Genomic DNA, 26,656 nt, shown 5'->3' with positions numbered 1-26,656 from the left:
ATGGACGGAAAGGAAGAAATTCTTGAACTTTTGCGTGAAAATGCGCGTCTTTCTGTTGAAGACATTTCCGCAATGACGAAAAAAACTCCAGATGAGGTTAAAAAAATTATTGCCGAACTGGAAAGCGAAGGTGTTATCTTAAAATACGCCGCCATTATAAACCCTGAAAAAGACGAAGCGAATAAAGATAAGGTTGTTGCCGAGATTGAAATTCAGTGCCAGCCTGAACGCGAACACGGTTTTGACGCGCTCGCCGAACGAATTTACAGGTTTCCGCAGGTTAAGTCGCTTTATTTGATGAGCGGTGGCTATGACTTAAAAGTTGTAATCGAAGGCGATAATTTAAAAGAAGTTGCAGGTTTTGTTTCGAGCAAACTTTCTACTTTGAACGGTGTGCGTTCGACAAAAACTCATTTTCTTCTAAAAAAATACAAAGAAAATGACGTTCTCTACGTTGAAGACGAAACTGATCGTCGCGAAGGAGTCATGGCATAAAAATGAACAACAGACCCGATAAATTTTCTAAATCAATGATGAACATACCGCCGTCAGGAATCCGCAAATTTTTTGAAATGCTGATTGGGCATGATGACGTAATATCTCTTTCTGTCGGCGAACCGGATTTTCCAACTCCGTGGGTTATGCGCGAAGAAGCGTTTTATCATCTTGAAAAAGGACATACTTCTTATACTTCTAACTGGGGTTTGATTGAACTTCGTGAAGAAATTTCAAAATATATGGAACGGTATGAACTTTACTACAATCCAAAAAATGAAATTCTCGTTACGGTTGGTGCCAGCGAAGGAGTTGATGCTTCTTTGCGTGCAATTCTCAACCCTGGTGACGAACTGATTGTCGTTCAGCCTTGTTATGTAAACTATGTTCCTTTGGCAGAACTGTGCCAGGTTAAGGTAATTCCAATTGATTCTAGTGTAAACGGTTATTATCCGACGGCTCAGCAGATCAAAGATGCAATTACTCCAAAAACAAAAGCTGTCATGATTTGTTCTCCGAATAATCCGACTGGAACTATGATTCCTGCAGAAGAACTTGAAAAAATCGCAAAAGTTATTGTAGAAAATCAACTTTGGTGTATTTCGGACGAAATTTATTGTGAGCTTCGTTACGAAGATGCAAAGCATGTTTCTATTGGTTCATTCCCGGAAATGAAAGATTACACGATTATTTTGAACGGTTTTTCTAAATCTTTTGCTATGACAGGTTGGCGAATCGGTTATATTGCTGCTCCTGCCGACCTTTTGCAGCAAATTGTAAAACTTCACGGTTACAATACAATTTGCGCGCCGATTTTTTCTCAATATGCGGCTGTAGAAGGTTTGCGCCACGGCTGGAAAGATGTTGAAAAAATGCGCATAAGTTATCAGCAGAGAAGAAATTTAATGTACAAGGCTTTTTGCGACATGGGGTTGCCTGTTCCTGAGCCAAAAGGAGCATTTTATATGTTCCCAGATATTTCTTCGACAGGCCTTTCTTCGGAAGAATTTGCAACTAAACTTTTTCAAAAGCATAACGTTGCGGTTGTTCCAGGAAGCGTTTTTGGTCTTGGCGGTGAAGGACATATTCGATGTTGCTATGCAACTGGAATCGAAAAAATGAAAATTGCCCTCGACAGAATTGCAGATTTTGTAAGGGAATTAAAAGATACTAAAAACTAAATCTTTTCGTTAAGTTTATATGCTGAACGTCTTATGATTTTTTAAGGCGTTCAGCATTTTTTTTTATGACGCATCAACTTTCTTTAATAATTTTATAAGTCCCTCTTTTGTGATCAAGTCAATCGGCCGACCTTCCGAATATTTTTGTGCTTCGTCGGTGTATGTTCCAGCCGTAAAGCAGATTCCCCGGTCAGCCTTGCTTTCGCTTACCTTTGCCTGAAAATCGCGGATAAAAAGTTCACCAATTGAGCCAGTTGTCCTGTAAAAACGGAAAATTTCGGTATCTTCCCAGCGGTTTGTATCCACTGTAAGTTGAATTTCTACATGGTCTGGTTCAACCGAAATATCCTGAATTTTTACGAGTGCCCGCGGATAATAAGTCATTACTACTTTGCGACAAAGTGCAACAAAGTCTGAAGTGCTACTCATAAGATAAATTTGAAGGTTCTTGTTCTGGTTTAATTCTGCATATCGGCTTAAAAGCTGGGCAACGTCTTTGTAGGAAGGTGTCATTGCCTGAATCTCGCGCAAAAGTGAAATTCCTGTTGCAATGTTTTTCGTTGCAAAACAGGCTTGAGCATAGCGGTAACGGAGTTCAAGAGCGGTTTCTGGAGGAATATTCTGATGTTTTATGCCGATTTCAAAGTCCTGAAGGGCTTTTTCGTACTGAGCCGCTTTTGAATGCATAAGTCCTGCTGAAAGACAGGAACGCGCTCCATATTCTGGATCTGGACGCAAGTGAAGAAATACTTTCATAGCTTTGTCGCCGTATCCGCATTCCTGCATTGCATCTGCCATGCTAAAAAGAGCTTCTTTGTTGTCAGGGTTTTCGTCGAGTGCGCGTCTTAAAAACGGCAAAGATTCCTTGAAATGATGGGCGTTGTACAAAGACATTCCCAACGGTGCATTTACGTTTAGAGCGTCTGGTTTTGCAATGAGCGCCTTTTTCAAGCAGGCAGTTGCCTTGTCATAATCTTTGTTTGCGTAGAGTGCGAGTCCGAGGTTGTAGCTTACGTCAAAATTTGAAGAATTTATTTGAAAAGCCGCCGAGAGTCCACGGAACGAATCTTGAATTTTATTTAATTTAAGAGCGCAAATTCCCTGTCGTAAAGCGGCAAGAAATGGGTCAATCTGCGTATGGGCTGGCGCAATGTTTAGCATAGTGTCGTAAATTTGATATGCTTTTTCCCAGGAGTGCTCGTTAAAATAAATATTTCCTAATGCAATCAGACCGTCGGGATTATGAGGATCCTGAGCAAGTTTTCGGCTTGCTTCACGTACAATTTGAGCGCGGTTCTTTGTTTTGCCTTTTTTGCTTCCGGTTTTTCTGGTTCCAAAGGCGACCAAAATTGCTGCAAAACCGATTGCAATGGCGATTGCTATAACAAGGGCTAATGAATCCATACTATCTATTATCGGCAAAAAAGGTCTAAAACTCAAGTTTTTACGAAAATCTTGAGTCTTTAGCGCATAGTTTTTGCAAAAAAACGAATACTATTCTTTTACGATGATCTTGTACATCGGTTTTTCGTTTGGGCACAGTTCCAAAATATGTTTTTCGGCTTCGAGAACTTCTGTCGGATCATGGGTTACGTGCAAAAGAGTTGTCGTTCCAGAATTTGCAACTGTTTCGAGAAGATCGAGAATTTTTTGTCGATATTGTTCGTCAAGACCGTGGCAAGGTTCATCAAGAATCATAATTTTTGGAGATTTTACCGCTGCACGGATTATAAGAATTGCACGTTGTTCTCCATAACTCAAGTTTCCGAAAGATTCGTGTTCGCGTCCTTCAAAACCTGCCAGTTTTAACCATTTTTTTGCCGCAGTGATTTCCAGGTCGGTCTTTTTTTCGTACAAACCGATTGAATCGTGAAAACCTGAAATTATTACGTTTTCAAGTTCTGTACCGCCCACCATTCTGTATTCAACATGAAGACGATAACTTACGATTCCGAGATTTTTTTTGATGTCCCAAATTGATTCTCCAGTTCCGCGTTTTCGTCCAAAAAGCCAGACATCGTTGCAGAAAACCTGCTTGTTGTCGCCGGTAATGAGTTCGAGGAGGGTTGTTTTTCCTGAACCGTTCGGACCTCGAATAAACCAGTGCTCGCCAGGAAGAACTTCCCATGAAAAATCTTTTAAAACCTCATGTCCGTCCCAGCCGACATTTACCTGATTCATATATACAAGAGAATCTTCTGCAGAAACTGCATTTTGCTGAGAAACCGCATTTTGCGCTTCGGAAAGTTCGCTCAAAAATGCCTCTTTTTCTGACTTTCGGTTTGCATTTTTTTGGATATTGCGCTGTTCTACGATTTTTTCGTATTCAGCCTTTGTTCCGCAGAATGAAATTTTTTTGTCCGTAAATTCCAGGACGTTCGTGATTGTCTGCGGAATTTCGTGGTAACGCTCCATTGCCATGATGATGGAAGTTCCGTTCAAACTGCCACCGTTCTGTCTGCCTACCATTGTCTGGAAAAATTCCAAAAGGATTGAACGGCTCTGTGCGTCAAGACCTGCAAACGGGTCGCTCAAAATTAACAGTTTTTTGCCAGAAAGCAGTGCGCGGCACAAAAGGGTACGGCGAATTTCTCCCGTCGACATAAATTTTAGTCCACGATCAAGAATTTTTTCGACTCCGCAAAGTTTTACTTCTGGCAAAGTTTCCAGCCGGTCGGCAATTGGCGGCAAAGGAAGATGTCTGTGTTTTGCGTCAGGTCCGCCTAAAACCTCGCAGATAAAACGTCTTCCAGAACGGCCTTCATCAATTTTATCAATATATTCAGATTCATCCAAATCGCGTTCTTCTTGAATCAAAAGAGCCGCACGTTCAAGGGAAACCGTTTCTGTCGATTTTTCAAAAATCGTGTATTCGACTTTATTTGTCTTGTTGTTTATAAACTGTTTTTCGCCGGCAAGAGCCTGTAAAAAATCCGCTTTTCCACCACCATTTGGTCCAATAACAAGCCAGGCTTCTCCAGCTTGCATTTGCCAGTCAAGAGATTCAATTTTTGTTCCGCGCAAATCCTGAACACGCACGTCTTTTAGCGAAATAAGATTGTCATTCATAAAATAAAATTATAATGAAACGCAAAAAAATAGAAAAGTTGAACAAAAAATGTTGCAGGCAAAAAACTCTGGCGGACAATTTTTTTTTTATTTGCTAGAATGAGGTTATGAGTGCAATTGATTTTTATGGCAACGAACCAGGAAACAGTAAATCTGTCGTATTTTTGTGCAGTTCTCCTTTTGGTCGCTTTTTGTATAATTTGACGCTTTTTTTGCAGTTTCCTAAAATTATGGGAGCATTTTTGCGTTCACCTTTGAGCAAGTTTTTTATAAAAGGCTTTGTCAAAAAGAATAATATTGATATGTCGGCTTTTGCGGGCGTAAAATTCAAGTCGTTTAATGATTTTTTTACGAGAAAAGATAATTCCCGTAAGCCGGATTTGTCGTCAGAAACTGTGATTTCGCCTTGTGACAGCGCTCTTAGCGTATTTAATATAGAAGAAAATTCAACTTTTAAAATAAAAGGCTTTGACTATACGCTTAAAGATTTTTTTGAAACAGATGAATTTGATAAGACTTTTTCTGGCGGAAATGCGCTTATTTTTCGGCTGGCTGCAACTGATTATCACCGTTATTGCTACATTGATTCCGGCTCGCTTGAAAAAAATCACTTTTTAAAAGGAAAGTTGTATTCGGTTCAGCCAGTTTGTTGTCGGACTTTTAAGGTTTATACAAAAAACAGACGCAGTTGGACGATTTTGCATACGCAGAATTTTGGAGATGTTGCTCAGGTTGAAGTCGGTGCATTTAGTGTCGGTGGAATAAAAAATCATCACGAAAATTCCAGTTTTTCCAAAGGTGAAGAAAAAGGTTATTTTGATCTTCACGGTTCAACAATTGTTATGCTTTTTAGAAAAAACGCGATAAAACTTGATGAAGAAATTTTGGCTCAGACTGCAAATGGTAAAGAAATATCCGTAAAATATGGTCAGCCAATCGGTAAAAAAGCGTAATATTTTTAGCATATTTTATATATTTGTGTTCAAAATTTCGCAGTATTCTTTAAAAGTGAATTTTTGAAATTCGCAGAAATTCTAAAAAAATTGCGGAATCTTTCGCATGGAGGTTCGCTTGAAAAGACTTCTAAAAAAATCATTTTTTGCAGTATTTGCTATTTTTTTTGCATTCAGTGCGTTTGCAAAAGGGAGTAAAGAGTACGTGACTCAGGAAATAAATGCTTCGGAGCGCTGCCTGCCTGTTTTTTATGAGAACATAAAATCTCGCTGGACTTTTAAAATGGGTTACAAAGACGGCGTTGATTTTAACCAGTGGAAAAAAGACGGACTCGAAAAGGCCCGCGAGCTTATTATTCAGGAAGATGACAAAACGCCGTTTGATATGGTTGTTTTGGAATCGGAAAAACGTGACGGCTATACTGCTCAGAAAGTAGTTTTTAATATTTCTCAGGATAGTCGTGTTCTTGCATATCTTTTGGTTCCTAATGGAAAAAAAGGACAGACTTTTCCTGCCGCACTTATGCTCCACGACCATGGTTCAAATTTTGCCATTGGTAAAGAAAAAATGGTAAGGGCGTTTTCTTCAGACAAAGCTGTAGAAAAAATTCTAAAAATTAAGAGCAACAAGGAAGCTAGCATTGAAGCCGCAAAACTTTCTCCAGAAAGCAGGGGGTTGTACGAAAAAATCAAGAATTCTAAGGCCTGGGCAAATCAATATTTTTCTGATCTTTATCCTGGCGACGAACTTGCAAAACGCGGTTATGTTGTTTTGAGTTTTGATGCGCTTGGCTGGGGCGATCGCTCAGTTAAAAATTTCAGCACAGGAAGCCAGCAGTCTTTAGCTTCGAATATGTTCAACATGGGAACAAGTTTTGCTGGACTTATTGCTCAGGAAGACTGTCGGGCTGCAAAATTTTTGGCAAGCCTGCCTCAGGTAGATAAAGAGCGCGTTGCCTGCATAGGTTTTAGTATGGGCGGTTTCCGTTCTTGGCAACTTGCCGCAATCAGCGACGACATTAAGGCTGGAGTTTCTGTTTGCTGGTTTGGCACGATGAAAGGTCATATCGTAGAAAAAGATGGACAGTTGAAGGGAAATTCCGCATATTCAATGCTGCATCCGACAATGGCAAAATTCCTGGATTATCCAGACATTGCTGGTCTTGCTGCTCCAAAACCAATGTATTTTATTGGCGGAGACAAGGACGCTGTAAATCCAAATGCAGGAACTGAAGAAGCATACGCAAAAGTTCATAAAATTTGGACTGCTGCAAATGCTGGCGACAAGGTAAAGACCGAAATTGTGCCTGGAATGGAACATGCTTTCCCTGCAGAACAGCAAAAAGCTGCTTTTGACTGGCTTGATAAGCAGTTTAAGTAGTCACTCATGTAAAATTTTATTGATGGCCTGCCGCATCTTTTTGTAAGATTCGCTTCCGGAATACTGCATTTTTTGAATAAAACCGACTTCGTAAGAGCCGAGTGCGTTTCCGGCAGCGTGGCAGGTAAATCCTTTTTCGTAAGGCCCATTTGTAAGCACTATGTGAGGCACAAGACCAATTCCCAGTCCAAGTTGAACTAATGCCATAATTGCTTCGTTTCCTTCGGTTTCGGCGGCAATTTGAGGTTTGACGTTGCGTGATTCTATCCAGCGGTCAAACCGTTCGCGGGCCAACCCTGTTTTTGGCAAAATCAGCGGTACTGAAGAGACAATGTCCTGAGGACTGCCACTCACTTTTTCGTACGGACCTCCAGTGCTTGCTGCAAAGACAAGAGGCGTGCTTCTTACAGGAAGACAATCTATTCCGCTCAAACCTGTTTCTGGGATTGCCGCAACGGCTACATCGGCTTCTCCGTTTTTTACAGCCTGGATTGCACCAGCAGGATCTCCCGTCTGAACATTTAAATGCAAGTCTGGAAAACGCTCCGCAACTTTTTGTAAAAACGGTGGCATGATTGAATAGCAGGCCGTTACAGAAGCATAAACCTTTAAGGTGCCGGTTATGAGAGATTTTGATGAATTCAATTTTGCAAAAACATCTTCCTTCTGTTGCAGGCACTTTTCCGCAAATTCGGCAAATTCCTTTCCTTTTTCTGTTAAGGTGGCTTCGCGGTTATTGCGTTCAAAAAGCTGACAGGAAGTTTCGTCTTCTAGCCGTGTAATCAAACGGCTGAGGGCAGAAGGACTTAAATTTATTTTTTCGGCGGTTTTTGCAAAGTGAAGGGTTTTTGAAAGAGTCAAAAAAGCATTCAGTTCAAAAAAATCCATAATTCAACCTCAAAACCTTAAAATTGAAATTTTTAAAGGTTTTTTATACAATTAATTACAATAATATATAAAAATTGCCGATAATTAAACAGAATCCGGAGGAATTAAAAATGAAAAAAACATTTATCGCTATGACAGTTGCTGCTTTATCATTCAATATTTATGCTTTTGATCCTGCCGCTACTGTTTCTCTTTCTGCACCTGTTAAGGATTATACAAAAACCACTTATACGATTACAGAAAAATTTGGTGAGTATTATCGTTCTCCAAAGGCGAAATACCTTCATGTTTTTGACGCAAACGGAAGACAGACAGAAACTTCTGAATTTACGGCAAAAGGCGCAGTTGTTGACCGCTTGGTTTTTGCTTACGATGCTGCTGGAAACTTGACTTCAACGACAGGTTTTGATTCTGACGGAAAAATAAGTTGGAAAACAGTTACAGTTTACGATTCAAACGGAAATAAAACTGAAGAATCCGAATACAATGCAAGTGATATGCTCGTTAACAAAAGCATCTGGAAAATAAGCCCAGAAAAACAGAGCGAAGAAGCATATTACAATGCAGATGGTGCACTTCTCGGAAAAACAATTGTAAAATTTGACGATGAAGGACGTGACAGCGAAGTTTGTTCTTACAATGCAGACGGCTCTTTGCAGCAAAAGCGCGTTTACACTTACAACGATGCTGGAAAACTTTCTGAAATCTCATATCCTCTTTCTGACGGAACTGTTACGCAGAAAGTAGTGTTCCGCTTTGACGAAAGGTATTCGGTTACAGAAGAACAGACTTACAACGAATCAAACAAACTTATAAAGAGAATTATTTATAAATACGACGACAAAGGAAACGTTACAAGAACTACAACTTATGCCGTTTCTCAGAAATTCGGAACAACTGTAAACGAGCTTATCGACATAAATGAATATTCCTACACTTACAGAAATTCATCTTCTGCAAATTCGGACGCAAAATAATTTTTTTTGTTTGTACAAAAAACGCAGGGTTGGTTTTTAACTGCTAACTTAGCAAATAAAAAAAATGCTGGAATCAGAACAAAAGTTCATTTTTCCAGCATTTTTTTTGCTTTTTTAAATTTTTGAATTTTTATTATTGCAGGCGTTGTATTATTCGATTGTACGGCTTATCACTCCACCGCCACGGATTACACCGTCAATATAAAGAACTGCCGACTGTCCTGGAGCAACTGCGCGCTGTGGTTCCTTAAAAGTGATTTTCCACGGAGTTCCAGAATAAAACGTTTTGTCGTCCTCAGAAGGAACATATTTTTCAACAATTGCAGCGGCGGGTCTGCTTGCAAGCCGAATTTTTACCAGTGCTTCGACAGGCTCTGACGGTTCAATTCCTGCCGGCCAAACAAAATCGTCTGCAATCAGGGCATTTGAATTTAAGTCGTCATTTTTTGCAAGAACAACCAAATTATTTTTTGCGTCAATGTGCTGAACGTAAGCCGGATAATTCAATGCAACGCCAAGTCCTTTTCTCTGACCGATTGTATAGTGTTCAATCCCTTTGTGCCGTCCAAGAATATGACCGTCCAAATCGATAATGTCGCCAGGAACGCTCGGTTTGTCGTTAAAAAGCATTTCAAAATATTCAGGCGGAATAAAATCCTGGCTTTCTTCGCGTTTTGCAGCTTCAAGTTTTGCCTGTTTTGCAAGCTCAAAAACCTCTTTTTTCTGCATTAATGCGAGAGGAAACCTTACTTTTTCGAGAAGTTCTGACGGCAGGCGGTAAAGAAAATAAGTCTGATCTTTTGTTGAATCGGCAGCTCCCGCAATCATTGCAGGTTTTGCGTCTGTTCCAAAAATTCCAGTTTCTGGACGAACAACGCGCGCATAATGACCAGTACAAAAATAGTCAAAATCAATTTTAAGTTCTTTTAAGCCGGCAAGCAGCGCATCAAATTTTATAAAACGATTGCAGCGAATACACGGATTTGGAGTGCGACCAGCGCGATATTCGCTTTTAAAATATTCAAGAACGACTTTTCTGTAAGTTTCTTTTACATCGATAACGTGATACTCAATATCGTGTTCTTTGCAGAATTTTTCGCATTCGGCAATGTTTTCTTCTTCGCCAGGACCATAGCAGGCTTCCCGAATCGGTTTGTCAGACTTTACTTCCGGCAATCTGCCATCCCAAATGGACATTGTTGCTCCGATTACTCTGCAACCCTTGTTCTTAAGCAAAAGAGCGGTCAAAGTTGAATCAACACCGCCCGACATTCCGACAACAACAGTATCGCCGGCTTTTGGCATATCAAGATTTATATAATTCATAAAAACTCCAAAAATTCAGATAGCAAAAATTAAACGATATAAAAAAAATAATCAAGGATTTTTATATTTTGGAGCACATTTTTTGCAAAAGAAATATTTTTCGGCCAAAAACGTCCAGTTGTCGCAAAAACCGGCTTTCCAGGGTTCCGCTTTCGCTACATCCGCTAACGCGGATGCTCCGCACCCTTCCAAACCGGGCTACAAGCCCGGACGTGCGCAAGTGCGCCCTAGTTTTTTTGGGAAAATTGCTCGTCAATTGTCTTTGCAACAGCTTTTAAGTGTTCGCGAGTCATATCTTCTTTGTGTTTGAGCATTTCCGCAGGAATTTGATACGCTTTTTCCAAATCTTTCGGTGTCAAAATTTCTTCCGGCGTTCCAAAAGCCATTTCTCTTCCAGGATAGAACAGCAAAACGTAGTCGGAATATTTTTTAGAAAGGTCGAGCTCGTGCATGGAACAATAAATTGTAGTTCCTGTCTTTTTTACAAATTCTTTAAGATAGGCGAGAGCGGTTTCTTTTTGGTGATCTTCCATTGCAAACATTGGCTCGTCCATAAAAACGGAGGCGCTTCCGTATAGCAAACTGAATGCAAGAATTACGCGCTGTTTTTCGCCTTTGCTCAAATGTGTAAGCGGACGTTCCAAAAGAGAGTCGAGTTCAAAAATTCCGATGATTTCTGCAAGTAAATCGCCGTCAGAACGTATTGCCTTTGCGTTATTTTTTAAAGCTCCTGTAGAATAAACCTGAGCAAGTAGTTCTCCGGTTTTGTCTTCAGTGTCAAATTCAATATTCTGGTAGATAACGCTTGCAAGAAGATTTTTTTCTTCCTGATTAAGTTTTGCAGGATTTTTTCCCAAAAGTTTTATATTTCCGCTATCAGGTAAAAGTCTTCCGGACGCAAGCATTAAAAAAGTAGATTTTCCGCATCCGTTCTGACCTACAAGGCTTATAAAACCGCCACCCGGCAGACTTCCCGAAAAATGCTCAAAAACTGGCGCTGGAACAATCTGTTTTCCATTGGAATCAACATCGCCATCAACTGGCGGATAAGAAAATGTAACATCATCAAACTGTAAAAAATCCATACACCTATTTTAATAAAAAAATAAACTTGTATACAGTGGTTTTTGTTTATGGAAGCTGGAGATTTTAAAACGGTTTTTTCTCAAAAAAATAGCCCGATTTTTACAACCGGGCTATTTTTTTTAGTCTTTAAAAAGTTTTTTTATTTCAGAAGCGTAAATTGCGTTTATTTTATAACGGCTTATTTCCTGTTTGGCCGAAAGTTCAACGCCAACTTCAAATTCTTTTGGAAGAACTGCAATTTTGTTGATTCTTTCAAACATTTTAAAGCCGTTTTTGGAATTTACACGCTGGCTTATTTCGCTTTCAATCAGACGCTTTATTTCCAGACTTTTTGCCAAATCTTCATATTTTTTGTAAGAAATTTTTGCTTCCTGTGCAAACTGTTCGATTTCGGATTTTTCTGGAACTATAAGTGCTGCCAGATACCTCTGATCCTGACCTACGACAACCGCTGTTTTTATGTAACGCGATTCCTGGATTTTCATTTCGATAGGAACAGGTTCGATATTTTCGCCACCAAGCTGAACAATTGTGTCTTTTATGCGTCCGCACAAAACGATTTCGCCGTTTGCCGTAAGACGAGCCAAGTCACCTGTATTGAACCAGCCGTTTTCGTCAATAACTTCTTTTGTAAGGTCTGGTCGTTCGTAATAACCTTTCATTACTGTTGGACCTTTTACGAGCAATACGCCTTTTTTGCCACGAGGAACTTCTTTTCCTGTTGCAGGATCAACAACTTTTGCCGCAAGTTCACGAATCGGACGGCCAACATTGCCAAGAACAGGTCTGTTAAACGGACGAACCGAAATAATCGGTGAAGTTTCTGTAAGTCCGTAACCTTCTACGAGAGGAACTCCGATTGCCCAGAAGAATTTGTCGATTGCAGGAGGAAGCGCTCCGCCACCTGCAACTGCTCCGCGGAAGTGTTTTCCGAGCATTGCACGGATTTTGCGGAAAACGATTGCTCCGCCGAGTAATTTTATTGGATAGAGCAAAAGCCATGGAATAACAAATGCTGGCCACTGCAACCATCTCTTGTCCATTCCGTAGCGTGTAGTTCTGTCAAAAAGAACGCGGTCGAGTTTTGAGTGGAAAAGCGCAACTGTTACAAAGAAATTGAAAACTCTGAGGGTGATACCTCCTGTTTTTCGCATTTTTTTGTAAATTCCGTCATAAATTGCTTCGATTACGCGAGGAACTGCCGGTAAAACCTGCGGGTCGAGAGACTTAAAGTCCTGTAAAAGAACCTGACCGATTGGTTTTGAATAGCACAAGGTTGCCGCCTGAGAAAAAACTACATATTCAACAGAGCGTTCAAAAGCGTGCCAAACTGGAAGCACAAGAATTCCGCGGTCGCCTGGATTAAGCCAGATTCGCTCATCAATATCTTCGAGCTGCGACAAAAAGTTTCCGTGAGTGAGCATTACACCCTTTGGCTGTCCTGTTGTTCCCGAAGTAAAGATAATCGAAGCCAAGTCGTCCCACTGACCTTTGTTGATTTCTTCATCGACAGTTGCTGGATTTTTTTGATTGAATTCTTCACCTTTTTCTACAATCTGATTAAAAGTAAAAAGAGTAATTCCAGAGTTTTTGCATTCTTCAAAAACTTTTTCGTCCTGATCTTCAATCGCAATAAAAGTTTTTAAAAGCGGAAGTTTATCCGTAATTCCAAGGATTTTAGAAATCTGGGATTTATTTTCGACAATTACTGTCTGAGTTTTTGCAAATGACAGAATATATTCAAGATCGCCAATTGTCGCGTCGCAACCGCGAGGAACGTCAATTGCACCGATCGAAAGAAGGCCCATGTCTATTTGCTGCCATTCTTTTCGGTTGTCGGAAATCATACCGATGTGGTCGCCGCGTTTTATTCCAATCGAAAGAAGACCGCCGGCAAAATTTTTTGAGATTTCAAATGCGTTTTTATAAGAAATGCTGTCCCAAACGTCTTCGCTGATCCGCGACATTTGAGCAGTTAATTCAGGATATTTTTTTGCAGTTTCTCTGAACATCCTTGGCAGAGTTTTTTCCATATTGCCTCCAAATTGCAATAGCACCAAAATGACACAATTTGTTAAAATGTCATAGGATTGATTATATTACTAAAAAAAATTCTTTTCCACTGCTTGAAATTTAATTTTGATTTTTACAGGATTTTGCAGAATTCTTCTAAAAGAGGATCGACTCGGGTAAAATCTGGTTCAAATGGAAGCGCACTAAAAAGTTCTCCATCGCCTGACTGAGGATTTGAGCGGATGTAATTTTTCTTTTCTACAATATATTTATCAAGCAGGCTAAAAAGCATATTTGTAAAAATTTCCGCATGAACTGAAACAGTTTTTTTTGTAGACGGTGAAATTTTTTTTGCTTCGATCAAACTGTCTAAGGCGATTATTGTCTGGTTTAAAAGTTTTGATTTGGATTCTTTTGAAATTGCCGCCGCTTCCGGTGAAAAATATTTTTCGCTTTCGATAAAAGAATAAATCTGAAGAAGAGGTTCTTTTTCGTTTATTTTAATCCAACGATGAACAATTCCTTTTAAAACCGCTTCTGCCGTGTATTTTTGTGCGGTTGCTGCCATTTCCGAAGGAATTAGAGCCGTTTTTTTTAGATATTCGCCACAAAAATGAACCGTATCGTCGAGCATAGCTTCACGCGATTCGTAATGATTGTAAAGACTTGCTTTTTTGATTCCGAGTTTGCCAGCAATGTCCGCAAGTGAAGTTCCACCTACGCTTTTAATAAATGCACAGTCCAAAACCGCGTGAATAATTTTTTCATGGGTGATTTTTTCAGCTGGCATTAACTTTTCTCCATACAAAATCTGACAAACTAACAAATGTTAGTTTAATGAGCAGTTGGCGCTTTGTCAACTTTTTAGACTTCGTTGCTCATAAAAGCAGGCAGAGAGGTTTATTGTTTATACCAAATTATTTTTCTAAAACAAAAAGATACTCGCGGACGTGAATGTCGCGGTTTTTAAGGTTGCGGCTTCCTCGGAAAGCGTTGTATTTGATTTCTACGATTTTTAGGTTTCCGTATTTTTTTAGCATTCCGGACATTTCGTCAAAACTTATAAATCCTTCCGAATTGTATGAAATTATTACATATTTGCTTGAAATGCTTGAAATAATTTCTTTCATTGAATTTAAGGCGGCATAAGGCTTGTTAAAAACCGAACGGTTCCAGTTTTGAACGATTCCGCTCACTTTACTTATGTTTGCGTCAAGTTTGTTTTTTAAAATAAGGTTGAGCATAAAATAGTTTGAGCCGTAAGGATGCTGGTTGTAAGGCGGATCGAGATACGTTATGTCGAGATTTTTTAATTCTTTTGAGAGCGTGACTGCATCTTTTTGAAAAATTTCCAGGCTGGACTCAAAATTGCTAAAAACTGGCGTCTTTAATTCGATTTTTCCGAAAATTCTTGAAAGCGCGTTTTTTCCGCTTGCGCCAAAGCAACCGATTCCAGTGTTTTTGTCTTTATAAAAACCCTTAAAAACGCCGCTTGTGTTTACGTGAATTGACGCTTCGGTAATTAAAGGCGCAAGAAAGAATTTTTTTAATGGCTCTTCTTTTATAACGTCGTCGATGAGTTTTCGGTAGGTGTCGATTAAGAGCGCATTTTGCCGTGTGTAAAACACTCGTTCGCCTTTTTGAATATCTTTATCGTTTTGAGGAGCGTAATTTTGCGAAATTATGCCAGAAATTTTTTCTATAGAACAGAGTTCTTCGATTTTGCTTTTAAGAGCCGAATATTCCTGGACAGGAAAATCTTTTTTATTTATAAGATAGCAACCGTTTATGACCGCAGAATAATTTTCAAGGTCGTTTACGATTAAATTTGATGAATATTTTTTTAACATTCGGGCAACGATTCCAGAGCCTGAAAAAAGGTCGGCACAGACAAGTTTTTGACAGTTGAGTTTTTCCGCAATCAGAAGAATTTCTTTTTCGATGTGTTCAAGAAGGCGCCGTTTGTTTCCAAGATATGTGATTATTTGAGTAGTAAGAAATTCGGGATTTTCGACAAAATTTGCAGAGTCTGAATAATTCATAAAAACGTGAATAAAAGTTTATAACAAATTTTCAAATTTTTCTATAAAAAGAATCTAAAAAAGAAGGCTAGCTTGAGCAAAAAATGTCTGTTTTGCAAAAAAAACTTACCCTAGATGCGCAAGGCGTAGTCAACCGCAGGCTTGCCGAGGACGATGAGCGTGAGCGAACCTGGAGCAGCTAGTTTGACGGTGGATGCGGTCTGTAAAAATAAAATATTGATTTTTAGTGTTATTCAGATTATTATTGAATTGTGTCTACGCTATATATAGTTGGTACGCCGATTGGGAATTTGGGCGATATTACTTTTCGCGCTATTGAAACTTTTAAAAATGTTGATGTAATTGCGGCCGAAGATACAAGGCATACGTTGCAGCTTTTGAATCATTTTGAAATTCATAAGCCGTTGATTTCCTGTCGTTCGCAGAATGAAGCAATTGCTGGTCAGAAAATCATCAAGTTGCTTGATGAAGGACAGTCGGTTGCGTATGCTAGCGATGCAGGAACTCCTGGAATAAGTGATCCAGGTGCTGTTTTGGCAGGTCTTGCAAGAGAAAACGGGCACAATGTTGTTCCGATTCCAGGGCCTAGCGCTTTTGCCACTCTTGTAAGCGTTGCTGGTGCCGGTGGAAAAACGTTGATTTTTGAAGGTTTTCTTTCTCCTAAACCAGGAAGAAGGCGTTCAAGACTTAGAGAGCTTTTGGCAACTGGAGATGCTGTTGTTTTATACGAATCTCCGTTTAGAATTGTTAAACTTTTGACTGATATAGCCGATATTGATAGTACACGGCGCGTTGTTGTTGGTCGCGAGCTGACAAAAATGCACGAAGAAATTATTGGCGGTACAGCAGAAGAGCTTCGTGACGAATTTTCTTCAAGATCTAAGGTTTTGGGAGAATTTGCAGTTTTTATTTCGGGCAATAAAAATGCTCAACTTTCGGAAGACAATGCCGATAATTGAGAAGTAAGGTAGGTTTTAAATGATGGTACAGAACATTAATGGAATCAATCCAATCAACAATGTACAGAACTCTCGCCGTACTAATGGCATGGAAAGAACTTCTATTACAGATACTTCTGATTCAATCAACGTTTCTGACGAAGCAAAAGAAGCTGCAAGAGCATATTTTTTGAGCCAGGTTGCAGAAGAGACTCCAGATGTTCGTTCTGACCTTGTGGCCTCTGTTAAAGAAAAAATTAAAGATCCAAATTATTTAAATTCTGTAACAATTGGTTCAGCCGCAGATCGTATTTTGGATTCCTGGGGTTTTTAACTTAACTGTTTATTGATTACTTTGGAAGCAGAACATTTTGTTCTGCTTTTTTTGTTTAGTTTGGAGGAGTGGGCTGCGTATGACAGATTTTGTGTTTAGAGTTTCGCCGAATGTGATTATTTCTTCTTATGCTGCGAGCCGGCTTGGTCAGTTTGCCTGCGAGTTTGGAAAAAGGTTTATGCTTGTTTTGGATCCTGTTTTGCGTTCTGTGGGCGCTGCGGACAAGATTACGCAGGCTCTTTCTGACCGGGGAGTTGATTTTTTTATTTTTGACGAAATTGCGGAGTCGGCAGACACAAAGGCTGCGGCTTCTGCTCTCAAACTTGCAAAAAATTCTCATATTCAGGCGGTGATTGCAGTTGGCGGCGGAAAAACCATAGAAATTGCCCGCTGTGTTGCCGCATTTTTTTACGAAGAAAAAAGCATCTATGATTTTGTGGATGGCGAAGTTCCTGCAAAGTCTCCGCTTCCGCTTGTTGTTCTGAGCACGACTTGCAGGTGTCCTGGGGTTTTTACGGACAGGATTGCAATTTGTGATTCTCGAACGAACGGCTTAAAACTCTTAAAAGTCCAAAATGCTCTTTGTAAAACCACGGTTTTTGATCCTGCAATGTCTGTTACGCTGACTGAAAATCAGACTTTTTCAATGGCTGTCGAAAGCGTCTGTCTTGCCGCTGAAAGTTATTTTTCTCAAAAATCGAACTTTTTTAGCGATATGACCGCAGAAAAATCAGCGGAACTTTTGTGTCTGGCTCTCAATGGTTCGAATTCCCTGAATATTACGACGCCAAAAGAGGAATTGCTTTTTGAAGGAGGCTGTTTGGCAAGTCTTGCCTCCAGTGCCTCGTCTTTTGGCCCGGCAGGACTTCTTGCTCTTGCGGTAAATGCCAGATTTAAGATAAGCCGTCCGCTCGTTGCCTCGATTATTTTTCCGTACGTGATTGAATTTTGCGCAAAATTCAAGGCTGACCGAGTTGCAAAATTTGCGGATTTTTTTGGAATTGAAAAAAAAGCTTCTGAGACGGAGCAAGCTCAGGCTTTTGCGGATAATATTCGTGAAAGGCTTGCAAAAGAAAATCTGCCACTCCGCTTAAAAGAGCTTTCCATAACAATTGAACAACTTGCCACTGTTGCCGAAGATGCGGCCTCGACCGACTGGATAAATTTTATGCCGTGTTCGATGACAAGCGACACTCTTTTTGAAATCTTAAAGTCGGCTTACTGATTTTTTGGAAAATTTTGACAAAAAAATAAATTTATTCGCACAATAGGAAAAAAATGATTGATCCTGGAAAATTAACACAACTTGAAGGCGGACAAAAACGTAGAAAACTTGCGCTCACTCTCGGTGCGCTGGAACGTGACATTGATGGAGTTCCTGAGAAAGGTAACGAATATTCTTATAAGTCTATTGCCCGTGCAGACTACGTAAAAAAAATTGTCGAAATTTGCTTAAAAGATCCGCAAATGTCTTCCGATGACGCAAAAATTTTAAAAAATGTGCTCGAAGAAATTCCTTTTGATGAAAAACGCTCCTGCAATCTTGCCCGTAACACAATGCTTAAAATAATTGGAACTTTTCCGGCAGAGTGGGATTTGATTATTGCACCTCATCCAGAAGTTTTTGATGAAAATGGAATCGTAAAGCAGAGGGATTTTTTTGAGGGCGTGAGCGTTTATGCGGAAGATATCCGTTCTCCGTTCAACCTCGGTTCAATTTTTAGAACGGCAGAGGCGATGGGAGCGGAAAATGTTTTTGTAAGTCCAATGTGCGTTCCTCCTGATCATCCAAAAGCAGTGCGAAGTGGCATGGGCTGTATTGAAACCCTCGGCTGGCAAAAAAGAAGCCTTGATGAACTCGAAGAATATTCCAAAAAAAACGATATTCCGATTTTTGTTCTTGAAACAGGAGGGACTCCGCTCGAAGAATTTAAATTCCCCAAAAAAGGAATTTGCATAATCGGCTCGGAAGAACTCGGAGTAAGCCCGGAAGCGCTCAAAAAAGCATCGTACGGCCGAGTGACAATTCCAATGAAAGGACTTAAAGCTAGTTTGAATGTTGGAGTTGCTTTTGGAATCCTTATGCAAAAATGGGTCGAATCTCTGGAAAAAAATGATTTTTAGCTTAAGCGCGTTTTGTGCGCTGTAAAAACTTATTTTAAATTTCTAAAATTACAGCTCCGGATTTTTTGTCATATTCTGCATTTTCTAAAGATTTTGGTCGTTTTACAGAAAGTAAATCTCCGTTTTTTGGGTGGACATTTGTTTTATCAATCGCGAGAACAAGTCCAATTTCTGAACAGCAGTAATATGCGGATTTGTGCAATTCGGGGAGTTTTATAAAGTCCGAGGCAATTCTCAGTTTTAGATTTTCAGAATCGTTTTGGGACGGTTTTTCTTCTGTTTTTGCATTTTTTTCTTTGTTGACCAAAACATAACTCAAAGAAGCCCGCTCTTTTTGCAAATTCGCATTTTTAGAAAATTTTAAAAGCTCTTCCGGGGCATCTGCTGTATCAAAAGCAAAGTTGCACCATTTTCCGCTCGGATTGGAAGAAGTTCTTCCTGCCATTGGACACACGTGAATGTGTGGACATGGGCTTAAAGGCATAAAATTTTTTCGGATAAATGAATCGCGCATCAAGCTTACAAGTCTTGCCGAGTGCGGATCTCCTGGTTCAATAAGCAAAACTGTCTGAGCCGAATCTGTTTCTTTATCAAAATATTTTAGTATGTCGTTTGTATAATTTTTTGCAAGAAAATCTGATGGCATTTCGTTTGTCTGGGCAAGTTCGTTGAAGACGTTTGCGCAGGTTATAAGAGAAGGTTTTTGCTTTATTTGGGTTCCAATTGCGCCTTTGACGCGGACGATTTTCCACGGATTTTGTTCTTCTGTCAGGGTTTTTGCCGCAATCGAAAGAAAAATTTCTTCTCCAGCAGAAAGAGCTCCCTGGCTTAAATCCAAAACATAAAAAGTCAGTTTTTTTGAGCGCAGTTCTGGTCTTGCAAGCCAAAGCGCGCAAGGAACCGTCAGAGGTCCGGAACCGAGGTCGAGACAAACATCTTCTTCTTTTAGGTTAAAAGCGTTTTTTGGAAAATTTGCAAAAAGTCTTGTAAGGCGAATTAAATTCCACCACATAAAATAAGAAATGTACGCAGAAAGCTGAGAAGCGTCGTTCATGTAGCCGAGCCGGCGACTGTTTCTGTCATCGGTGAGCTGGTGGCTTAAATTTTTTATCTGTTTTGGTAGGAGAACCTGTTGTTTTGGCGAGAGATTTCTGGTGTCGGCAACGATTTTTCCGAAATTTTTAAGAATTTCTAGTGAATCTGCTGGAATATTTTTTAATTCAAACATTGGAACGGTTTTTGAACTTTTATTTTGAGAAGAAGTGTTTTTTCTGTAAGTTCCAGCATTCTCTTTTTTTTGCGGAGTTTTTTTATCTTCAATTTTTGGGTCGTTTTTCTGTGTTTTTTCTTCCTTGCGCTGTTTTTTCAATTCATTTTTTGCAGCGAGTTTTGCAGAATTTTCGGCTTTGTGCTGTTTTTTGCCGGAAGCCTTTTCGTACCATTTTGCTTCTTCTTTTTTCATAAAATCTTCCTGATTTTTTGCCCAGTTATTTTCGGTATTTTCGGATAATCATATACATTTGGCTTAATTCGGAGCGAATTTGCCGGATTGAATCCAGAAGTTCGGCTTTTGAGTCGTAATTCATCGTTTCCCGCAAAATTTCGTCCCGAGCGCCTTCAATCGTAAATTTCCGTTCGTTTATGAGATATTTTAACCGAAGAATCAAGTCAATGTCGCGTTCTGTGTAAATTCTTCGTCCGCCCAAATCTTTTTTTGGAGCAAATCCAGGAATTACTTCTTCCCAATAACGCAGAATATGAGACTTTATGCCTGTAAGTTCCTCAGCTTCGCCGATTGAATATGTCACAAACTTTCCTTTGATTTTTATTCAAAACGATTTTCCCAGCGTTTTCGGCTAGATTTCATTTCGAGTATGACTGGAATCTGGTCAAAACCTAAATCTTCACGAATCCTGTTTTTTAAGTAAGTTACGTAACTGTCTGGGACGTTATCTGGACTTGTTGCAAAAATTCTGAATGAAACCGGATTTGTTCCTGTTTGCGTCATATAGCGGATTTTAAAGTGGATTGCCTTGCTTGCCGGAGGCGGATAACGGAAAAGCCAGTCGTCCAAAGCCTTGTTTAAGGCAGAGGTTTCGATTTTTGTCGTAAGTTGCTTGTAAAGTCGGATTGTTGTTTCCATTAACTCTTTAATTCCATCGCCGTTTAAAGCGGAAAGACGCAGAATTGGAGCAAATTGCATTTGTCCGAACATATACTGAATGTAATCAACAGTGTCTTTGTAGACTTTTTTTGTCTGCTCCTTTAAGTCCCATTTATTCAAAACAAAGATGATTCCACGGCCGCGTTCGTATGCGAGCGAACAGATTTTTTTGTCCTGGTCGGCAAGTCCTTGTTCAGCGTCAATCATCAAAAAAACAATGTCGCATTCGTCCAGTGTTTTGATTGCGCGGTTTACAGAATAATATTCAACATTTTGCTTTACTTTTGCTTTTCTTCGGATTCCTGCTGTATCAAGAACTTCAAATTTTCGTTTGCCCCAGGTAAAACTTCCCTCAACAACGTCGCGTGTTGTTCCGGCATAGTCAGAAACGATTGAATTTTGAGTGTTCGTAAGACGGTTTGAAAGCGTTGATTTTCCAGTGTTTGGTTTTCCGACGATTGCAATTTTGATTACAGGTTCTTCAATTCCTTCTTTTACATCAGAAAAATCGAGGCGGCTTATAATTGCCTTTGCAAGTTCTGTTATGTGGTCGCCGTGGTCTGCCGAAATAAAAAGCAGTTCATTAAAACCGTACTGGAGATAATTCCAACTGATGTTTTCGCCAGAACCGCCTTCGCATTTGTTTACGGCAACTACAACTTTGTCCCAATACGGGCGCAAAAGGTGAATAAATTCCTCGTCTTCGCCCGTGATTTTTCCAGCTTCGAGTAAAAGAAGAATTAAGTCCGCGCGTTTAATTACAGAAAGCGATTTTTCAACGACAAGTTCGTCCATTTCGGATTCCCGGCTTTTTAAATCGCGGTCAAGCTTAAAACCTCCAGTATCAACAAGGTGAACAGGTTTTCCGCCGATAAAAGCAGTTCCCTCGACAGGATCACGAGTTACGCCTGGAGTTGGATCGACAATCGCAAGCCGTTTGCGCATAAAACGGTTAAATAGAGTCGATTTTCCAACATTTGGCCGTCCGGCAATAGCGACTGTTGGCAGGTTGATATACGATTTATCTGGAAAAAACTTTAATTCTTCGGTTGCATTTTCATCTTTTTGACCAAATTCATCGCCTGTTTCTGAATCCGAAAGTTCTTCGTTTTTTTGAACAGAGTTATTTTCCGATGAAGCAAAATCATCGGTTTCGTTAAAAAGTTGTTCATCGGACACAATTTTTTGAGGCTTTGGCTTTGAAAAGTCTGGCTTTGATTTTTTAGATTTTTTCATAGACCTTTATTTTACAACGAATTAAGTTGTTTTGACGAGATGCTTTTTAATTCTTTTATCGTATATTTTGAAAGAAGTTCTTTGATTTTGCAAATCATTGTCGGACTCATGCTCAAATTCCGGATTCCCATTCCTGCAAGAACGAGAGCGCTTGTTTTTCGGCTCGCCATTTCGCCACAAACAGAAACATCGATTCCGGCTTTTTCCGCTTCGCTTATTGTGTTTTGAATCATTCTGAGAACAGCAAGATGAAATTCATCATAAAGCGGAGCAACGGAAGCATTTTCGCGGTCAACGCCGATTGTGTATTGAGTAAGGTCATTTGTGCCGATTGAAAAAAAGGCGCTGACTTTTGCAAGACAGTCTGCTGTCAGAGCGGCAGCCGCGGTTTCGATCATAATTCCAATCGGAACGTCTGGGTTGAATTCAATTTTTTCGGAAACAAGTTCATTTCGGACGGATTCTGCAATTTCCAGAGTCTTTTTTACCTGTTCAACGTTCGTTATGAGCGGGAGCATAATTTTTAAATTTCCAAAAACGCTTGCTCTGTAAAGTGCACGCAACTGGGTTTTTAACTGCATTGGATTTTCAAGGCTAAGACGGATTGCCCGAAGTCCCATGAGCGGATTTTTTTCTTCGTTAATGTGAATTTCCGGTGAATTTATAAGCTTGTCGCCCCCTGCGTCCAAGGTGCGAATTGTAACTGGTTTGCCGTTCATTATCTGCAAAACCTGCTTGTACGCTTTGAACTGCTCTTCTTCGTCAAAAAGGCTTGAACGTCCGCCGTTTGTTTCGCTCATAAAAAGAAATTCTGTCCTAAAAAGACCAATACCGTCTGCGCCTTCTTCAACTGCGAGTTTTGCTTCTTCGACAGTTCCGATATTTGCGTAAATGTGAAATTTTACACCGTCTTTTGTCTGAGCTTCGACGTTGCGGAATTTTTCGAGCATAAGCCTATGAGCTTTTTCTTCGTCGATTTTTTTTTGAAAATTTTCAAGTGAAGTATTGTCTGGATCTGCAAAGACTTCCGCATTGTTGCCGTCAACAACGACAGTTTCGCCGTTTTCGATTTGAGAGGCAATGTTGTCTAGAGCAAAAACCGCAGGAATTCCGTAATTTCGTGCCAAAATTCCAACGTGGCTTGAGATTCCGCCTTCGGTCAGCGCAAGACCGGCAATTTTTCGTTTTGAAAGGATGATTGTATCGCTCGGATTTAATTGAGTTGCGACAATTACAACTCCATTTGGAACATTTTCGATATTGAAAGGATGAAAATCCAGCATATCGTCCAAAACTTTTCCAAAAATGTCGTAAATATCTAAGGCTCGTTCTGCCAGATAGTCGTTTCCGCTTGAGCGAAGTTGTTTTGCGTATTTTGCTGTCTGGCGATCGAGAACGAATTCAATATTAAGCGAATGAGAATAAAACGCTTTTTTTAGATCCTTGATGAATTCGGGATCGTTTAGCATTAAAAAATAAGTTTCGTAAAGTTGATTTTGAATTTTATTGTCTTTAGATTCGGCAATTTTTTCAGAAATGTCTGTCGAAACATTTACAAGCGATTTTTCAAAATGAGCCCATTGCTGGTCGTGCTCAGATTCTTCTATTTTTTTGCGCGGAATAACTCTCTTGACGGTTTCAGGAACAACAAAAGCCTTACCAATGCCAATTCCAGACGAAGCCGAAGTACCTAAAAAAACGTTCATACCTGTATTTTAACTTTCGGGATAAAGCCTGTCAAATGACGTTATTCCGATATTTGCGGCGAATTTTTTGAAAAAAAACTGAATGTAATTTTATCTGAAAATTTTAGCCCGTGCCGGAGCAGCGCACAGCGTCCGCCCTGGCGGATGGAGCTACAAGCGGAACTGCGCAGTGGACGGATTGACAGAGGTTTGCGCTCCAAAAAAATAGAAGAAACCTTAAAATCTCGACAGTGGCAGGGGATTTTTGGTATACTTTTATATATTTTAATTATTTTGCGCTGCATTTTTGTGGCGACGGAGTTTTTTAATGGCAGATAAAGATTTGTGCCCTTGTGGTTCTGGTAAAACTTATGAGGAATGTTGTGAGCCTATTATTAAAGGAAGTAAAGACGCTCCAACTGCTGAAAGTTTAATGCGCGCCCGCTATACTTCTTACGTAAAACACGAAATTGACTTTATTATCAATTCTTGCGAAGAAGGCGAAAAAATTGCTGAAATTGACCGCAAGGCTACCGAACAGTGGTCAAAAGAATCTACATGGCACGGTTTGAAAATCCTTAACACTCAGAAAGGTCAGGAAGCTGATGACGAAGGTCTTGTAGAATTTGAAGCTTCTTATACTGACAAAAATCACTTGAACGAAATTCATCACGAAAATGCTTACTTTAAAAAAGTAAATGGAAAATGGCTTTACGAAGTAGGCGATGTAAAACCGATGACTGTAGTCCGCGAAGGAAAAAAAATCGGTCGCAATGATCCGTGTCCATGCGGAAGCGGAAAAAAATATAAGAAATGTTGTGGTCGCTAAAACTGTCGCTCCTTTTGGGGAGCGTCTGTTTTGTTGTGGAAGGTAGATAGAATGACACAGATTGTTACGGGGTTTCATGCGATTGAAGAAAAAGTTCGCCGTGCTCTCGACAGCGGAAAAATCGACGGACTTTCTATTCAGCTTGCAAAGACTGGCCCACGCATAAAAAAAATTCTCGAAAGCGCAAAAAAAGCTGGAATTCCAGTTATAAATGCTGACAAAAATGCCCTCGATTCGCTGGTAAAAGTTTTACCGGAAGTTGCGCGTGATCATCGTGGAATCGTAATGGTTGTTGAAGGCGCTCCTGAAAAAGCTGAAAACGATGTTGATTTTGACCGCTGGATTGCTTCTTCAAAATCTCTGGAAAATAAAAAGCAGACTGTAATTGTTCTGGACAGCGTAACTGATCCGCACAATGTTGGCGCTATAATTCGTTCCTGCGACCAGTTTGGCGCAAGTCTTGTCGTAATGCCTGCTCGTCACAGCGCAAATGATTTTTCTGACAACGAAATTATTGCCCGTTCTTCTGCTGGTGCGAGTTCTTATGTTCCAGTCAGTGTTGTAACGAATCTTGTCCGCGCTGTACAGCAACTGAAAGACGCTGGATTTTGGGTTTACGGGGCAGATGCCGGCGGAGAAAATGTTACAAAATTAAATTTTCCTGCAAAAACCTGCATCGTAATGGGAAGTGAAGGAAAAGGAATTGCACGTCTTTTGGAAGAGCAGTGCGATTCAATTGTTTCGATTCCAACTTGCGGAAAAATTGACAGTCTAAATGTTTCTGTTGCGGCTGGCGTGCTTTTGTATGAAGTTTATCGTCAGAAAATTTAATGAATTGTTTTGAGTTAGAAAAAAACTGCATTATAATCAAAAATATGAGGCCTAACTTTTTATTTGAAGACGAAAAATCTTCCGACAACCTTACAAAACTTTATACGCGAGATGTAGTCGTTGATTACGTAAATTTTCTGGTTGCAGAGGGAATCCCTTTTTCTCTTGCAATCGTAGATATTGATAATTTTAAATACGTAAACGACACTTACGGTCATATTGCAGGCGACAAAGTTCTGATAGAAGTTGCAGAAAGAATTAAAAAAGTTATTGAAGATAAAGGTTTTGTAGGTCGCTTTGGCGGGGATGAATTTTTAATTGTTTTTCCAAAAATAACCGATTACAAGGAAGTTTGGGAAAATGCTCACAAACTCATGAAATTTATGAATTCAAACGAAATCAAAAATATTCTTGGGCTTTATGTGACAATAACTATGGGAATAAGTCGCTTTCCCGTAGATGATTCAACTTACGAAGGTTTGCTGGAAACTGCCGACAAGGCTTTGTATCGTGGAAAAAACAAAGGAAGAAATTGTTTTATAATCTATCTGCCGGAAAAACACGCGAATATTGAATTAAAAACCGAAAAAAACCGTTCTCAAAGTTCAATGTATTTGCATTTTAACGTGTTTAGGATGCTTACGAAAATCGAAAAACTGGATACAGGCATAAAAATGCTCTTTAATTTTTTGAGTTCGTACTTTATGGCTGACCATATTTGTATTCAAAAAGGCTACAAAATCTATTTTGAAAAAATTCATAAACTGTCGCGCACAAAAGATTTTTTGCCGATTGATTTGTCGCTTGTTGACCAGGCAATGAATGCTCCGACGGATTTTTTTTACGTTAACCAGCTCGAATCCCTCATTTCGTCTAACCAGTCTGAACTTGCAGGACAATATTCGGCTCAACGGATAAAGGCGGCCTTTGCCTGCAAAATTGCAAAGGCAGAAGATGGAGAGTTTATTATACTTCGTGTTGATTCTACAATAAAACGAATCTGGCAACACGGCGAAATGGACATTTACATTACGACAGCTAAGGTTTTGGAAATGCTCTATAACAGTGGCAGACTCGTTTTTGAATAATTTTATTTAGAAAATT

Annotated in this window: 24 protein-coding genes; 12 read left to right on the top strand and 12 right to left on the bottom strand. The window is 39.7% G+C overall.

All coding sequences use genetic code 11. From position 1 onward, the window contains the following. Positions 1-495: an Lrp/AsnC family transcriptional regulator gene (locus tag ACT6XC_RS04805; RefSeq protein ID WP_296019274.1), complete on the top strand. Its 495-nt coding sequence runs from the start codon at positions 1-3 to the stop codon at positions 493-495. Positions 496-497: 2 nt separating this feature from the next. Beyond that, positions 498-1,676 (top strand): pyridoxal phosphate-dependent aminotransferase, encoded by a 1,179-nt coding sequence (locus tag ACT6XC_RS04800; RefSeq protein ID WP_443740990.1) that lies wholly within the window; start codon positions 498-500, stop codon positions 1,674-1,676. 63 nt (positions 1,677-1,739) lie between these two features. Here ACT6XC_RS04800 and ACT6XC_RS04795 read toward each other — a convergent pair whose 3' ends face one another. Further along, positions 1,740-3,080, bottom strand: coding sequence for a tetratricopeptide repeat protein (locus ACT6XC_RS04795; protein WP_443740989.1), 1,341 nt, complete (start codon positions 3,078-3,080; stop codon positions 1,740-1,742). A 90-nt stretch (positions 3,081-3,170) separates the two neighbouring features. Next, a complete protein-coding gene (locus tag ACT6XC_RS04790) occupies positions 3,171-4,745 on the bottom strand; it encodes an ATP-binding cassette domain-containing protein (protein WP_443740988.1) in 1,575 nt (524 codons plus the stop codon). 107 nt (positions 4,746-4,852) lie between these two features. On the opposite strand from ACT6XC_RS04790, the gene ACT6XC_RS04785 reads away from it, so the two are divergent. Together ACT6XC_RS04785 and ACT6XC_RS04780 are read left to right on the top strand one after the other, a co-directional pair. Next, positions 4,853-5,698, top strand: coding sequence for a phosphatidylserine decarboxylase (locus ACT6XC_RS04785; RefSeq protein ID WP_443740987.1), 846 nt, complete (start codon positions 4,853-4,855; stop codon positions 5,696-5,698). A gap of 106 nt (positions 5,699-5,804) precedes the next feature. Beyond that, positions 5,805-7,079 carry a dienelactone hydrolase family protein gene (locus tag ACT6XC_RS04780; protein ID WP_443740986.1) on the top strand — a complete coding sequence of 425 codons (1,275 nt, stop codon included), beginning with the start codon at positions 5,805-5,807 and terminating at the stop codon, positions 7,077-7,079. On the opposite strand, the gene ilvY is transcribed toward ACT6XC_RS04780, so the two are convergent. Then, entirely contained in the window at positions 7,080-7,967 is an 888-nt protein-coding gene (gene ilvY, locus ACT6XC_RS04775) for an HTH-type transcriptional activator IlvY (RefSeq protein ID WP_443740985.1), read from the bottom strand. A gap of 110 nt (positions 7,968-8,077) precedes the next feature. On the opposite strand from ilvY, the gene ACT6XC_RS04770 reads away from it, so the two are divergent. Next, positions 8,078-8,944 carry a hypothetical protein gene (locus tag ACT6XC_RS04770; RefSeq protein ID WP_443740984.1) on the top strand — a complete coding sequence of 289 codons (867 nt, stop codon included), beginning with the start codon at positions 8,078-8,080 and terminating at the stop codon, positions 8,942-8,944. A gap of 150 nt (positions 8,945-9,094) precedes the next feature. Here the strand turns inward: ACT6XC_RS04770 and mnmA are convergent, their stop codons facing one another. From mnmA to ACT6XC_RS04745, 5 genes are all read right to left on the bottom strand, one after another. Then, complete coding sequence (gene mnmA, locus ACT6XC_RS04765) at positions 9,095-10,270, bottom strand: tRNA 2-thiouridine(34) synthase MnmA (RefSeq protein ID WP_443740983.1); 1,176 nt, start codon at positions 10,268-10,270, stop codon at positions 9,095-9,097. 227 nt (positions 10,271-10,497) lie between these two features. Continuing rightward, positions 10,498-11,355: an ATP-binding cassette domain-containing protein gene (locus tag ACT6XC_RS04760; protein WP_443740982.1), complete on the bottom strand. Its 858-nt coding sequence runs from the start codon at positions 11,353-11,355 to the stop codon at positions 10,498-10,500. Positions 11,356-11,475: 120 nt separating this feature from the next. Beyond that, complete coding sequence (locus tag ACT6XC_RS04755) at positions 11,476-13,389, bottom strand: AMP-dependent synthetase/ligase (protein ID WP_443740981.1); 1,914 nt, start codon at positions 13,387-13,389, stop codon at positions 11,476-11,478. Positions 13,390-13,502: 113 nt separating this feature from the next. Beyond that, positions 13,503-14,159 (bottom strand): TetR/AcrR family transcriptional regulator, encoded by a 657-nt coding sequence (locus tag ACT6XC_RS04750; protein ID WP_443738037.1) that lies wholly within the window; start codon positions 14,157-14,159, stop codon positions 13,503-13,505. A gap of 127 nt (positions 14,160-14,286) precedes the next feature. After that, the gene (locus ACT6XC_RS04745; protein ID WP_443740980.1) at positions 14,287-15,411 is read right to left on the bottom strand and encodes a DNA adenine methylase; all 1,125 of its coding nucleotides are present in this window, start codon (positions 15,409-15,411) and stop codon (positions 14,287-14,289) included. 251 nt (positions 15,412-15,662) lie between these two features. Between ACT6XC_RS04745 and rsmI the strand changes: the two genes are divergently transcribed. The 4 genes from rsmI (at position 15,663) to ACT6XC_RS04725 (ending at position 18,807) form a co-directional block, all read left to right on the top strand. Continuing rightward, positions 15,663-16,370 (top strand): 16S rRNA (cytidine(1402)-2'-O)-methyltransferase, encoded by a 708-nt coding sequence (gene rsmI / locus ACT6XC_RS04740; RefSeq protein WP_443738035.1) that lies wholly within the window; start codon positions 15,663-15,665, stop codon positions 16,368-16,370. A 19-nt stretch (positions 16,371-16,389) separates the two neighbouring features. Beyond that, complete coding sequence (locus tag ACT6XC_RS04735; protein WP_078930815.1) at positions 16,390-16,683, top strand: flagellar biosynthesis anti-sigma factor FlgM; 294 nt, start codon at positions 16,390-16,392, stop codon at positions 16,681-16,683. Between the two features lie 79 nt (positions 16,684-16,762). Continuing rightward, entirely contained in the window at positions 16,763-17,908 is a 1,146-nt protein-coding gene (locus tag ACT6XC_RS04730) for an iron-containing alcohol dehydrogenase (protein ID WP_443740979.1), read from the top strand. Positions 17,909-17,961: 53 nt separating this feature from the next. After that, positions 17,962-18,807 carry a TrmH family RNA methyltransferase gene (locus tag ACT6XC_RS04725; RefSeq protein ID WP_443740978.1) on the top strand — a complete coding sequence of 282 codons (846 nt, stop codon included), beginning with the start codon at positions 17,962-17,964 and terminating at the stop codon, positions 18,805-18,807. Between the two features lie 34 nt (positions 18,808-18,841). On the opposite strand, the gene ACT6XC_RS04720 is transcribed toward ACT6XC_RS04725, so the two are convergent. Genes ACT6XC_RS04720 through ptsP form a run of 4 tightly spaced genes read right to left on the bottom strand, consistent with a single transcriptional unit; the run spans position 18,842 to position 23,913 of the window. Further along, complete coding sequence (locus tag ACT6XC_RS04720) at positions 18,842-20,269, bottom strand: small ribosomal subunit Rsm22 family protein (protein ID WP_443740977.1); 1,428 nt, start codon at positions 20,267-20,269, stop codon at positions 18,842-18,844. 25 nt (positions 20,270-20,294) lie between these two features. Then, complete coding sequence (locus ACT6XC_RS04715) at positions 20,295-20,615, bottom strand: MerR family transcriptional regulator (RefSeq protein ID WP_443740976.1); 321 nt, start codon at positions 20,613-20,615, stop codon at positions 20,295-20,297. 17 nt (positions 20,616-20,632) lie between these two features. Further along, positions 20,633-22,207: a ribosome biogenesis GTPase Der gene (gene der, locus ACT6XC_RS04710; protein ID WP_443740975.1), complete on the bottom strand. Its 1,575-nt coding sequence runs from the start codon at positions 22,205-22,207 to the stop codon at positions 20,633-20,635. A gap of 11 nt (positions 22,208-22,218) precedes the next feature. Next, on the bottom strand, positions 22,219-23,913 hold the full coding sequence (gene ptsP / locus ACT6XC_RS04705; protein ID WP_443740974.1) for a phosphoenolpyruvate--protein phosphotransferase: 1,695 nt from the start codon (positions 23,911-23,913) through the stop codon (positions 22,219-22,221). A 307-nt stretch (positions 23,914-24,220) separates the two neighbouring features. Between ptsP and ACT6XC_RS04700 the strand changes: the two genes are divergently transcribed. From ACT6XC_RS04700 to ACT6XC_RS04690, 3 genes are read left to right on the top strand one after another with little or no spacing between them, the layout of a single operon-like run. After that, positions 24,221-24,721, top strand: a complete 501-nt coding sequence (locus tag ACT6XC_RS04700) for a YchJ family protein (RefSeq protein WP_443738028.1) — start codon at positions 24,221-24,223, stop codon at positions 24,719-24,721. A 51-nt stretch (positions 24,722-24,772) separates the two neighbouring features. Beyond that, complete coding sequence (gene rlmB / locus ACT6XC_RS04695) at positions 24,773-25,552, top strand: 23S rRNA (guanosine(2251)-2'-O)-methyltransferase RlmB (protein WP_443740973.1); 780 nt, start codon at positions 24,773-24,775, stop codon at positions 25,550-25,552. A gap of 44 nt (positions 25,553-25,596) precedes the next feature. After that, positions 25,597-26,640: a GGDEF domain-containing protein gene (locus ACT6XC_RS04690; RefSeq protein WP_443740972.1), complete on the top strand. Its 1,044-nt coding sequence runs from the start codon at positions 25,597-25,599 to the stop codon at positions 26,638-26,640. Positions 26,641-26,656 lie beyond the last annotated feature (16 nt).

This window comes from Treponema berlinense (assembly GCF_052273165.1).
GTDB classification, from domain to species: Bacteria; Spirochaetota; Spirochaetia; order Treponematales; family Treponemataceae; genus Treponema_D; species Treponema_D berlinense_A.
The sequence above is the reverse complement of the archived record's forward strand: the minus strand, read 5'-3'. Positions and strand labels throughout refer to the sequence as shown.

Bases quoted from the DNA above. Each gene is read 5' to 3' on its own strand.
- ACT6XC_RS04805 (WP_296019274.1), top strand. From the start codon at position 1: ATGGACGGAAAGGAAGAAATTCTTGAACTTTTGCGTGAAAATGCGCGT.
- ACT6XC_RS04800 (WP_443740990.1), top strand. From the start codon at position 498: ATGAACAACAGACCCGATAAATTTTCTAAATCAATGATGAACATACCG.
- ACT6XC_RS04795 (WP_443740989.1), bottom strand. From the start codon at position 3,080: ATGGATTCATTAGCCCTTGTTATAGCAATCGCCATTGCAATCGGTTTT.
- ACT6XC_RS04790 (WP_443740988.1), bottom strand. From the start codon at position 4,745: ATGAATGACAATCTTATTTCGCTAAAAGACGTGCGTGTTCAGGATTTG.
- ACT6XC_RS04785 (WP_443740987.1), top strand. From the start codon at position 4,853: ATGAGTGCAATTGATTTTTATGGCAACGAACCAGGAAACAGTAAATCT.
- ACT6XC_RS04780 (WP_443740986.1), top strand. From the start codon at position 5,805: ATGGAGGTTCGCTTGAAAAGACTTCTAAAAAAATCATTTTTTGCAGTA.
- ilvY (WP_443740985.1), bottom strand. From the start codon at position 7,967: ATGGATTTTTTTGAACTGAATGCTTTTTTGACTCTTTCAAAAACCCTT.
- ACT6XC_RS04770 (WP_443740984.1), top strand. From the start codon at position 8,078: ATGAAAAAAACATTTATCGCTATGACAGTTGCTGCTTTATCATTCAAT.
- mnmA (WP_443740983.1), bottom strand. From the start codon at position 10,270: ATGAATTATATAAATCTTGATATGCCAAAAGCCGGCGATACTGTTGTT.
- ACT6XC_RS04760 (WP_443740982.1), bottom strand. From the start codon at position 11,355: ATGGATTTTTTACAGTTTGATGATGTTACATTTTCTTATCCGCCAGTT.
- ACT6XC_RS04755 (WP_443740981.1), bottom strand. From the start codon at position 13,389: ATGGAAAAAACTCTGCCAAGGATGTTCAGAGAAACTGCAAAAAAATAT.
- ACT6XC_RS04750 (WP_443738037.1), bottom strand. From the start codon at position 14,159: ATGCCAGCTGAAAAAATCACCCATGAAAAAATTATTCACGCGGTTTTG.
- ACT6XC_RS04745 (WP_443740980.1), bottom strand. From the start codon at position 15,411: ATGAATTATTCAGACTCTGCAAATTTTGTCGAAAATCCCGAATTTCTT.
- ACT6XC_RS04735 (WP_078930815.1), top strand. From the start codon at position 16,390: ATGATGGTACAGAACATTAATGGAATCAATCCAATCAACAATGTACAG.
- ACT6XC_RS04730 (WP_443740979.1), top strand. From the start codon at position 16,763: ATGACAGATTTTGTGTTTAGAGTTTCGCCGAATGTGATTATTTCTTCT.
- ACT6XC_RS04725 (WP_443740978.1), top strand. From the start codon at position 17,962: ATGATTGATCCTGGAAAATTAACACAACTTGAAGGCGGACAAAAACGT.
- ACT6XC_RS04720 (WP_443740977.1), bottom strand. From the start codon at position 20,269: ATGAAAAAAGAAGAAGCAAAATGGTACGAAAAGGCTTCCGGCAAAAAA.
- der (WP_443740975.1), bottom strand. From the start codon at position 22,207: ATGAAAAAATCTAAAAAATCAAAGCCAGACTTTTCAAAGCCAAAGCCT.
- ptsP (WP_443740974.1), bottom strand. From the start codon at position 23,913: ATGAACGTTTTTTTAGGTACTTCGGCTTCGTCTGGAATTGGCATTGGT.
- ACT6XC_RS04700 (WP_443738028.1), top strand. From the start codon at position 24,221: ATGGCAGATAAAGATTTGTGCCCTTGTGGTTCTGGTAAAACTTATGAG.
- rlmB (WP_443740973.1), top strand. From the start codon at position 24,773: ATGACACAGATTGTTACGGGGTTTCATGCGATTGAAGAAAAAGTTCGC.
- ACT6XC_RS04690 (WP_443740972.1), top strand. From the start codon at position 25,597: ATGAGGCCTAACTTTTTATTTGAAGACGAAAAATCTTCCGACAACCTT.